5 protein-coding genes are annotated in these 11,825 nt (G+C 41.5%); 3 read left to right on the top strand and 2 right to left on the bottom strand.

The window, feature by feature from the left end:
• Positions 1 to 351: 351 nt before the first annotated feature.
• Positions 352 to 3,996, bottom strand: coding sequence for a S8 family serine peptidase (locus tag L2737_RS16775; RefSeq protein WP_248956481.1), 3,645 nt, complete (start codon positions 3,994 to 3,996; stop codon positions 352 to 354).
• Positions 3,997 to 4,528: 532 nt separating this feature from the next.
• Here L2737_RS16775 and L2737_RS16770 point away from each other — a divergent pair.
• From L2737_RS16770 to L2737_RS16760, 3 genes are all read left to right on the top strand, one after another.
• Positions 4,529 to 8,377, top strand: a complete 3,849-nt coding sequence (locus L2737_RS16770; protein ID WP_248956480.1) for a S8 family serine peptidase — start codon at positions 4,529 to 4,531, stop codon at positions 8,375 to 8,377.
• A gap of 364 nt (positions 8,378 to 8,741) precedes the next feature.
• Positions 8,742 to 9,158: a DUF6491 family protein gene (locus tag L2737_RS16765; protein ID WP_248956478.1), complete on the top strand. Its 417-nt coding sequence runs from the start codon at positions 8,742 to 8,744 to the stop codon at positions 9,156 to 9,158.
• Positions 9,159 to 9,511: 353 nt separating this feature from the next.
• Positions 9,512 to 10,177 carry a substrate-binding periplasmic protein gene (locus L2737_RS16760; protein ID WP_248956477.1) on the top strand — a complete coding sequence of 222 codons (666 nt, stop codon included), beginning with the start codon at positions 9,512 to 9,514 and terminating at the stop codon, positions 10,175 to 10,177.
• A gap of 105 nt (positions 10,178 to 10,282) precedes the next feature.
• Here L2737_RS16760 and L2737_RS16755 read toward each other — a convergent pair whose 3' ends face one another.
• Positions 10,283 to 11,803 (bottom strand): ShlB/FhaC/HecB family hemolysin secretion/activation protein, encoded by a 1,521-nt coding sequence (locus L2737_RS16755; RefSeq protein WP_248956475.1) that lies wholly within the window; start codon positions 11,801 to 11,803, stop codon positions 10,283 to 10,285.
• Positions 11,804 to 11,825 lie beyond the last annotated feature (22 nt).

Genomic DNA, 11,825 nt, shown 5'->3' with positions numbered 1-11,825 from the left:
GAATGCAGCATAAACTCCTGAGTATTTTCTAATTATTATTATGTTCAGAGGATTATTTTGTCATAGCGGCTAAAAATGAAGTTTTATTTGATTTTCATTTAGCCGTCATATTTGATTGATGCGTTTTACGCATTACTAAATAACCTTGAGTAACATAACCGATCTATTAATTTTTGAAACAAACAATGAGTTTTTAAATTTGAGGAGATGAAACTAATTGCTATTTTTAGCCTTTAATAACATGGATTTAATTGTTATTAAGTAAATGTTAATTATATGTTTCAATTTGTATCCTGAAGAATAAAAAAGCGCCCTGAGGCGCTTTTTATTCACTTTGATGAGATTAACTCATTATTTCTGTCTACGGCGCAAACCGAATAAAGCTAATAAGCTAAGGCTTAAAAAGCCTAGGCTACCGCCATCATCATTATCCGCTTCTGGCTCTGGTACAACTACAGGAGCATTAATGGTCATGGTGAAACTGGCTTCAGTTTTATTAACCATATCGTCAGCTGTTACTACAACATCATAAACACCTGCAGCAGCGGTACCAGCTATCATACCTGTCTTGCTATCAATGCTAATGCCTTCTGGTAAGCCTGTGGCGCTAAATGTTAATGCATCACCTTCAGCGTCGCTAAAGTACATTGATGCATCAATTTCAGCAGCTTGTTGGTCAGCCATAGTGACCGCAGGCATAGCTTCATTTAATACCGGAGCAATATCATTAACATTATTGATGTTAATCATCACTTTAGATACAGCCGTGAAAACTTGACCTTGCTTGCCGATCACTTCCAACTCATAGCTAGTGTTGCCAGCATCATAGTCTAATGCTTCAGGGTTATTGACCACAATCTCACCGATATTGGTCACAGTGAATGGGTCGCCAGGGATCGCTTTAGCCAAAGAAATAGAGTAAGGAGACCATTCTGCTTCAAAGTTACCGTTGGCAAAGAAGGTTTCTGCATCTAATTCAACCGTTGCAACAACACTGCCCATTTCTGCGTCTTCATTGATACTATGCATTTGACCATCTTTTGGATGCGGTATAAATGCATATGAGCCTTGGCCAGAAGGTACAGCCATTGCCCAGTTATCTTCAAGGCTCATCATTAACATGCCATGGTTATCACAACCTATGCTGCCAAAACCGAAGGTAAAGCTACAGGTGCTTGCCACACCTAGCTCAACACTTTCACCTGGCGCTAAAGTTTCCATGGGACTGTATTGCTTGGTTTCACCTTCTTCAACAAGGCGAGATATCATTGGAAGGGCACCAGAATTTGTTTCTACCTCCTTCATTTCACCCGTCATCCAGTCAAAGTAACTTGAGGTTTCAGTTTTGCCGTATTTAACTGGGTTAAAGAGAATGATCGGCTCACCTAAGTTGGCAGCTGCATCACGGTCAGTACCAAATATCCAACCCTGATTTTGATCAAAGTCTTCAACGCTTGCCATGTTTTCGCCGTGGTAAAGTTCATCCATACAATATTGAGCGACGAAATTCTTACCATGTGCAGTGACATAAGTCGGTAAGCTTGATTTGGTGTAACGGCCATAATGATTGGTCCAGTCATACTCTTTCTTGTAATCAATATACCAAGATTGTGGCTGACCATTTTCATCGACTTCAATAAATCCGCCCATGGCTGCTTGGGTCGCTTCATCCCACATATATGGATCGCCAGTGACTTCTTGATCTAATCCTTGATCAATAACAAATTGTTCTTGATAAGCGCTCCAATAAACTAGTGCTACGCCCGCTTTATCAAAGTGGTTTGCCATGCCGACATCGTTAGGTTTAAAAAATTGACCAGCCACAACCATCTTTTTACCTGATGAACACATCGCTTCATCATAAACACCACCTGCTACGGTTTTTAACATGTTGCCTTGAGTGTTTTCTTTGCCTACAGGAACTTGTGTGCGGTTATACATGGCAGGGAATACAGCATAGGTGGTGTCAGTAGTGCTGTCATTACTAAACTGCTGAACATGTGCGCCAGCATCTGCGCTAAATTTTGCTGTTAATTCAGTACCGTAGTGCTCTTCAAAAGTATTAAAGTTACGCGCTATTTTACTGCTGTTACGTGGCTTGGCTAACCAGCTCATCGCAATAGTTGGAGTCTCTTCAGAAGTTAATTGTAATTGCCCCGAAAGCTCAATTGCTTGCCAGTTTTCAATGGTTAAGTCTGAACCCATTTTCATTGGCCAGTTTTCAAGTTGGTCAAAATTAACCACCATGGTCACAGGGAATACAACAGTTTGACCTGCTGGTACGCTGATGGTTGAAGGGTATTCCCATGTTAGAGCAGGAGTGCCACTTTTCTCTATGCTATTTAAAGCAACATCATAGGTGACGGTTTCTTCTGATAAGTTTTTAAGTTGCACTTCTTTCATGAAGCGCTGAGTACCAGTGCCTTCGTGGAAGCCAAAATTTAAATTCGGCTGATAGCTACCTTTCTCCCAAGCTACGGCATTTGACATTAATGCAGCGTCAATGTTCTCGACACCGCTACCTATGAGGGTAATTTCACCTTGCTTGTCATTACGATCCATTACCGCGTTGTTGGCCGTGTTCATCAATAAAGCTTTGATTTCAATCATTGATAGTTCAGGGCGTTTAGATTTTAGTATCGCAGCGGCAGCAGCCACTCGTGCAGCAGCCATGACGGTGTCAGACTCGGTGTCCATCTCATCACCGCCACCGACAACAGCCACGTCGATGTTTTCAGCATAACTGACCATATCAGGTTTAGTGTAATTGGTTGCTCCACGCACAGGGCCATAAGGTGTTTTCTCGGTCACCATCATATTGTCTTCAGCGTCAGCGGTGATACCGCCAACACTTAGGGCACTAGGTGCAGCGCCACGCCATGTCATATTGAAGTTATTGTCGTACCACTCTCCGCCGTTACCTGCATTAACCACGACTAAACTGCCTAATGCTGAGGCCAACTGGATAGCATATGCTTCTATCACAGCGCCAGAAACGCCATCATCATGCTCGGCATAGAATGCATTACCGCCGAGGGCGTCAACGACAATGATGTCGGCTCTGTCATCAAAACTACCATCTTGATTTGGATCCAGTGCGTACTCAAGTGCCATAATGAAGCTATTTGAAGTTTCTGCAGTTAAGCTATATCCATTACCCCATGGGTCAGAAACGTTTGAGGTTTTGTAGGCTGCAATTTTAGCACTTGGCGCTAAGGCATGTACTACACTGGCTAAGCGAGTACCGTGTCCTGTATTGTGAGTTGCACCATCATAATCACGAGTAAAGTACACGTTTTGATCTATTGGGTTAGGATCAAATCCCCAACCTGCATCACTGGCTAAATCCATACCTTCAACCACGACTTCAGTTGGGAAACCATCAAACGCATTGACTGAGTTCTCCATCGCAGTGGCATAAGTTTCAACCGTGCCATCGCCGCCTAATGATGTGTGAGTATAATCCACACCACTACCAATAATGGCGACTTTAACACCTTCGCCAGCGGTCAAATCATCTGATAATGCAGGTGCTTTAATTGAATCAGTTGCTGGTATTGCAGTATTGGCTGTTTTAAGGGCATTGCGAGGAACTTGAATAGGAGCAGCTGCGACGACAACCGCTTGAACACCTGGCATTTTTTTGATTGTTTCGATGTAGCTGGTGTCTGCCTGAACTCGAATAAAGTTACTGACAAGCTTTGAGCCTGGTAGGGTTTTGATGTTGCCATCAAGGGCTTTTATGTCGTTAATGATTGCTTGTTGATTGGTTTCGATTTGCTGTAAAGATGCAGCAAATTTTTGCTTGTTGTTAATAGTTGCCTTAGTCAATGAACCCTGTTCTGACAGATAAACAAATAGAGTGGCATTTTGTGTTTGCGCTACTGAACTTGAGAATGCAGATAAGGTATCTGTTTGTGTGGCGGCATAGACTGCAGTAGGTGCTAATGCTGCTAGCGCGATACAGCTTGCGAGTTTTGACTTCTTAAATGACATAGGGTTTCCCTTCAAAGTTAACGTTTAATCGTTTTATTATTTTTTTGCTTGAGTAGCCTCTTGCTTCCTCGGCGAGTTAAGTCAGAACAGTCCTGCTCAACACTCGTACATAAGGTTTTCATTCAATTGCAGCTAAACCACAAGTTAAACGCTGTTGATTTTGTTTCTTTTATGTTTCATAAAACTTTCAATTGCTTTTAAAACAATAAGATACAGGTTGCATTTTTTGAGGTTTCTTTGATGAGTTACCAGATAATTGTCATATTTTTGTGTTAGGAGCCATAATGACTTTTTTTAGTGATAGCTTGATACATATGGATACAAGTGTGGTTTGTAACTGCATGAAAAAAAAGGAATTGAAAGAAAATTGAAGCTTAAATGAAATCGAATAGTCGCCGTATATTTGCCTCGCAATAAATCAATCGAGTATCAAGGTTATAGCAAACAACAACATTCCAATTTGCAGGCTAACACTCAAGATTATCCGCGGTCGGTTTGTGAGATAAATAATAATGATAACGAGGAAGACATTGTGACGTCGATTTATAAAAAGAGCTTAATAGCCGCTGCATTATCTTTAGCTTTCGCCCCTAGCATCAATGCCAATGTTATTGATACTCGAGGGTTGGATACGGATGGAAATGTAACTAATCTGCGCTTAGCTACAACAAGTAAGCGTAATATTGAAAATCTTTATATTGTGCTTTTAGATGATCAGCCATTGGCAACATACCGTGGTGATGTTGATAATTTAGCGGCGACGAGCTTGCTAAGTAATCCAACTAATAGCCGTAAAGGTAATGGCGTATTAAATATTAACAGTGCCGCCAGCCAGAACTATATTCAGTATTTGAAAAGCCAAAGACAACAAACGCTTGCTCAAGCCAAGTCACGACTCAATCGTCAACTCGAAATTAAAAGTGAATACCAAATTGCCTTAAATGGGTTTAGTACTGAACTATCAGATAAAGAAGCACAAACGCTTGCTTCAGTTGCTGGGATTAAAAGCGTTAAAAAAGTCGAATTACGTCACATCAATACAGATAGCGGCCCGTCACATATTGAAGCACCAAGTGCATGGGATGGCACTGCAACTGGTGTTAGCAGCATGGGTGAAGGTATTACAGTAGCGATTTTTGATACCGGTATTAATGCAATGCATCCTTCATTTGCTGACGTTGGTGCAGATGGTTATGACCACACTAATCCATTAGGCGAAGGAGTTTACACCGGTGATTGTGCCAAGTCAGAGTTAGCGCATTACTGTAATGACAAGCTCATCGGCATTTGGGGGCATCCTGAGCTTCTTGCTGATTATACCCCTGAAGGTGACGATTTAATTGCCATAGATCATAACGGCCATGGCTCTCATGTAGCATCAACCACAGCTGGTAATGTGGTTAAAAATGTCCCAGTGTTTAATGCTGTCGGCGAGGAAGCAGAATTTAGCCTAGGCGAAATCAGTGGTGTTGCTCCTCATGCAAATATTATTTCATATCAGGTGTGTGTGGCTGATGGTAGTTGTTGGACTGACATCACTGCTGATGCCGTAGAGCATGCAATTGAGCATGGTGTAAAAGCCATTAACTATTCAATCGGTGGCGGCGCAAGCGATCCATGGAATGATAGCGATGCAATGGCATTTCTAGCAGCACGTGAAGCGGGCATTCATGTTGCTGTAGCAGCGGGCAATGACGGCCCTGGCGCTGAAACTGTTGGCTCTCCGGGTAATGCTCCGTGGTTAACCACCGTAGCGGCTTATACCCATGATCGTAACTTCACAGACAAGGACGTCACCCTAACAGGAGGAGATTACGATTTAGAAGCACTATCAGGTAAAGGAGCGACTAGCGGAATATCAGGGGATATTGTGTTTGCTGGTGACTTTGGGGATGCGGGTTGTCTTGAGCCATTTGATGCAGGCACATTCTCAGATCAAATTGTTGTATGTGAACGTGGTGAAATTGCTCGAGTGAGTAAGGGAACAAATGTGCTTGCTGGTGGTGCAAGTGGGTTAGTGCTTGTTAATGTCACCAGTGTTGATGAAACCGTTGATGCAGATTTACATGTATTACCCGCGATTCATCTGGATATTGACCAGGGTCAGTCGCTCATGGATTGGTTAGCACTAGGTAGTGACCACACCGCCACCATTGGTGCATCAGTGATGGAAAAAGATCCTTCTAAAGCCGATATTGCCGCTTCGTTTACATCTCGCGGTCCAGAATCAATTATGAATCGTTGGTTAACGCCACATATTGCAGCGCCTGGTGTGGCAATTTATGCGGCTAATACCGAATACCAACCTTGGCATGATGAAGCTAATAAAAACGAATCACCATTCACCTTCATGGATGGTACATCAATGGCGACACCACATATTACTGGTGCTTATGCCTTGATTGCCGCATTGCGACCTGAATGGACACCTGCGCAGGCTCAGTCAGCGCTAATGCTCAGTGCTGAAACCGATACTTTACTAGAAGATGGCGTGACCCCTTCTGACTTCTTCGTTGCTGGAGCAGGTAGTGCACGTATTAATGCTGCGCTAAATGCCGGTTTATTAATGGACATGTCTCATGACGATTACCTTAATGCAAACCCTGGCTTAGACGGTGTCCCTGAAGACATGAACATAGCATCTGCATTACAAAATGAATGCATGATGGAATGTAATTGGACTCGTACCTTTACAGCAACTGCAGACTCAACTTGGGCTGTGACTGGTTCTTCTGATACAACGGGTATGTCAGTAAGCGCTACACCAAGTAGCTTTACATTGGCAGCGGGTGAAAGTATTACTCTCGATGTGACAGCATCTATTGGTAATGGCTACGCATCAGAATATGGCATGGGGCATTTAGTATTAACCCCAAGCGATAATGGTTTAACACCCTCAAAAATGCCGATTATTGGTAGTTTTGTTGCTGGTAGTTTCCCTGAAAATGTTATGTTGTTAACGACGAAAGATAATAGCAGTGCTGAAATTTCAGGTATTACTACCGTAGGCTCAAGTGATTTGCAGGTAGGGGTATTTGAATTAGCTGAAGTGGAAGAGATTGAAACGACTATTCCGCGAGACGACAGCGATAACTCAAACTGGCCAACTAATGTTTATAACGACCCTAGCAAATATTATTCTCAGTTAATTAATGTCACCCCAAATACCAAACGTATTGTGGCTAGAGTGATGCATACTAGCTCACCAGATTTAGATATGTATATTGGTCGAGATAGTAACTATAACGGCCGTCCTGATAATGCATTAGAGATGGACCCTCTGATATGTATGAGTGCAACAGAAACTGCTTATGAAGTGTGTGAGATTAATGATCCAGAGCCAGGTTCATATTACGTAACAGTGCATAACTTCGGTGACTTTTCTGCGCCATCAGATGTAGAAGATGAAGTGGTTCTTTCGCTGGCTATTATTGGTAAAGATGATGGTAGCGTGACGGTAGATTATAAGAGTGAAGTGAGTAGTAACGAAGATATTGGCCTAGTACTTAATTGGAACAAACCATTAAAACCTGACACCTTTTATACGACAGTATTAGAATTAGGTACGGGTGTTGATGTGAAGGATAATATTGGTTTAATGCCAGTTGAGCTTTATCGCTACGCGACTTTTGCTCAAAGCAGTTTGGATGTCGAAACGGCTGATACTGGTGACATTGTGACCTTATCTATCGCCTTAGAGGATAACAATTCAGATAGCGAAAGGACGATAGATGTTTCTGCTATTGTGCCTGCAGGATTGATGATCGACAGTGACAGCCATCAAGGCACTATGGAGGCTGATACTATTACATGGCAAGTGGTGCAAGCACCTAATGAAGAGGGACAAGTCATCACAGTGGCGTTTGATACTCAAGCATTGGTGATGTCGCAAGAACTGCAATTTGATGTGACTCACATCGTTGACAATATCGGTTTCGATGAGTCACTTGAGCCAGTGATGCTTGAAGGGATCCCTGTTGCCATGATTAATGGTGCCACTTCGGTGTCATTAACCGCTGATGAGTCTACTAGCCTGACATTAACTGCTGCTGGTAGTACAGCACCAAATACTGACGACGAGCTGACTTACACTTGGACTCAAGTTTCTGGCCCTGTGGTAACCTTTGCTGATGCAACAGCGATGGAAACTGAGCTAACGCTACCTGCCGTTGATGCTGACGGTACGGCAGTAATTGAGCTAGTGGTGAGTAACGGTAATAAAACCGCAGTAGCGGCAGTGGCTAATATTGCCATCACGGCTGAGGTGATTGCACCGACACCAGAGCCTGAATCAGGTTCGGATTCAAGTGGTGGTGCAATGGGAGGATTTATCCTATTAGCAGGTTTATTAGGCTTTAGACGTAAAAAAGCGTCAAAATAAGCCAAATCTAAGAGGCATAAACTTGTTACCAAACCGCATCTTTTGATGCGGTTTTTTTTATTTTTAAGGTTTTAAATACTTACTTGAAAAAGCTTGGCTGTTTTTATGTCAGCGACTTGATATCAAAGATTTTATATCATTGACTTGGCACTTAGTCGGAAACAGGAATTCAACTCAATACATCATTAAAAATCTAGTTATGGAATGATGTAATCGCATTAACTTCTTAAAAGTGCATGGAGTGATCTTTTTTCACTATACTCAAATATATATTAAAGGTGCTATTGTTTATTTTCATATAAATGTCATAACGTTAGAGCATGGTGATGGCTAATTAAGTCGATTAAGGTGAAAGGGGATGTTTATGATTAAAAGATTAATACTTATCTGCTCAATGCTGCTACTGACAGCCTGTACAGCATCTGAGTCAGCACAAAAGAAAGCTGCGCTTTATCAATTTGATGAGCTGGTTGAAGTCAATTCAATCGATAATTTTCGTATGGATGGCTGGCGCACTATGGATAACCGAACCGTGTTTGTTGATAGTCGGCCTCGGGAAACATACTTAATAGTATTAAATGGTGTTGATAGTAATTTGAAGTTTGCTCAAGCTTTAGTGGTCTCGTCAAGAATGGGTAAAGTGACTGTCGGCTTTGATAGCGTTATGACAGGATCAGAGCCAAGATCTAGAACCCAGATAAAGAAAATTTATCGCATCGAAAGTAAAGAACAAGAGCAACAGGTTAGAGCGAAAATTGAGTCGTTTTCTGAAGAAGACTAATTGATTAAGGTATTTCACTCACTCTGTCTTTGAAGAATATTAGATGAAGCCACATTGCATATGTGGCTTTTTTGTTATTATCAGCCATAATCTATGGTTAGACTTAATTAGTGGAAGTTGCTGCAATTTAATTTCCATAAACTACGCTATATGGATGCGTATCAGCTATTTATTCAGTTCGATATAAAATTATACTAATAAGAATGGAATTGGAGTTCACATTGTTAGCTAAAACATCATTTACTTATAAGGTCTTAAAATTCACATTTGCCATTCTGAGTTCAATATTGAATCTTGCTCAAACTACTAAATCTATAGTGAGTAAAATCATACTAGCGTTGCCAATGATAATCTTGAGCCAACAAACTGTGGCTGAGGGCTATCATTTTGTGGGAGTTGAAGGCTCTTCTATTCAAAATATCGGTAAGTTAGTTTTTCAACAGTTGTGCATTGAACAACAATTAAATTGCGATGTTGAAATGCTACCTGCACCACGTGCAGAGCGCAGTATGGTTGCATCACAGGCTGTAGGTGAAGTGATGCGAGTGTGGAGTTACGGTGAAGAACATCCCACCTTTATTAGAGTACCTACATCTTATTACAGTGTTAAAACGGCAGTGTATGTTCGAACAGGAAGTGACATTAACGTTCAAACCTCCGCAGATTTAAAGGGGCTGACTATAGGAGTGTTAGAAGGCGTTAAGCATAGCCAAAACTTAGCTATTGAGGCAAAAAGTGTGATTAAGGCTTCAACGCCAGAGCAGTTGGTGAACTTGCTTACCAGAAAGCGTGTTGATGCCATAGTGAGCAGTTATGTTGATGGAAAAGCCACCATTGCAGCAATGAATGCTGATAAGATCGTTGAGTTGTCAGCGGTAACAGATACTCATCCTGTGTATATTTATATTCACCCTAACCATGCTGAATTAGCGCCAATTATTGATAATACAATCAACAAGCTTATGGCATCAGGTGAGATGAACAATATTATTTTAGAAGCTGAAAGCAATTCTTTTTAAAATACTGCTTTGTGTTTTACATGTCATGCTCGTGTCATTCTATAATGCTGGCTTGTGTAAAGTAGGCATGCGCTTATCATTTAATATTTAGCATTAAAGGTTTACCTAGAAGCGGTTTCTAACCTGAAAGCGCCACTCCCAATCATCGACATTTTCGCCGTTGGTAAAAGGCACCGCTAAATCAATATGGCCAACACTGCCGTAACTCGATTTAGAAGAATATATCCGAGCACCAATTCCAACACTGCCAATGGGAGTCGTGACTTCATTGTTTGCATCTGTTCCGCCAAAGGCATGCCCCATGTCCACGAAAGTTGCCCAGCCTAATTCGGCTAGCTGATATAAATTAATGTTTGGGTAATACCTGACTTCGCCAGTGACGAGCCATTGATTATCACCGTATTGATAATTATTGGGGTAGCCACGTACGCCGGTGTCATCACCTAAAGTAAATGGCTTATCGAGATAGTTATTTTGTGAGGTCGCAATAAGGGTTTTGGCATAGGCTGTCCACTTGGGGTGAATTTTATAAAAGTATTCAGCTTGTGCACTGATGTTATAAAAGTCTTTTTGGCTGGTGTTAAAGCTGGCTTGGCCACTAAAGTTTAGGAGTAGCAGGTTTTTATCTTGTTGATACCCCCTGCTAGAACTCATATTCAGATGGTAGCCTACAGAGGAGTTTTCATCGACATCGTTAGTCTCAATCCCAAGCCGTGCATAATGGCGCCAGCCTAGGTTAAAGTCTTCGTTGTTATTAATAAGATGGATATTAGTAAATACATGATAATCATCTTGTAGGTATTCAAACCCAAGCCAAGGATACATAAAGTCGCGGTCCTGAGGTAAAGCGCCATTTGGAAAAGTGTCACTGGGGGCAAATTGATGCTTATCTTGGGTGATACCTAGGGTGATCCTTGATAAGTCTGCTTCAGTTTTATTTAACAGCCAACCATAAGATAGAGCGGCATAATCAACATTATGTTCAAATTCATTAATGTCTTCGCCATTTTGCCTTAGGGTATCGAGTCTTTGGTCTGTTAAATACTCAGCAAAATACTGATTTTGACTATCTAGCGAATAAAATGGCTTATTAAAATAAAGATGCACTGCTTGACCGTCACTATTATCATAAATATTGGCTGAAACAGTGGCGTGTTTAATGACTTTAAGGGGCGCGCTAACACCAAATTTATAACCGGTTCTATCAGCATTTGATTGATATTTTAGGCGCGTTTTAATCCCCAGTCCCATGAGGTTATCTTCTTTTATCCCTACTGAATATTTAGTTTCACCGCCGCTAGAGCTTAAGCTAAAAGTGGGGAGTAAAGACCAGTTATCCCAGGTTTCGACCACTACTGTTTGCTCATAGGTATCTGAGTCAGGGGCTTTTTTCGAAGTATATATTTTGGCGTCACGTAAATATGGTTCAGCGCGTAATAGGCGTTGGGATTCTGCAAAGGTTTTCTCGCTGACAACATCACCTTCTTCAAAAGTGAGTTTGTCTAAAATGGTGGGTTCAGTGGTATTAATGTGTAGCCAATTAGCCCAGTGATGGATAAAAAAAGCATCGGGATCGGTTTCATCGAAAATAGCATTACTGACCACGACAATGTTATCGACTGTCATAGGGGCTTGTTGGTTTTTTTCA

The sequence above is a fragment of the Shewanella electrodiphila genome (assembly GCF_023283985.1).
GTDB classification, from domain to species: Bacteria; Pseudomonadota; Gammaproteobacteria; order Enterobacterales; family Shewanellaceae; genus Shewanella; species Shewanella electrodiphila.
Note: the sequence above shows the minus strand (reverse complement) of the source record. Positions and strands in the feature narration are given on the sequence as shown.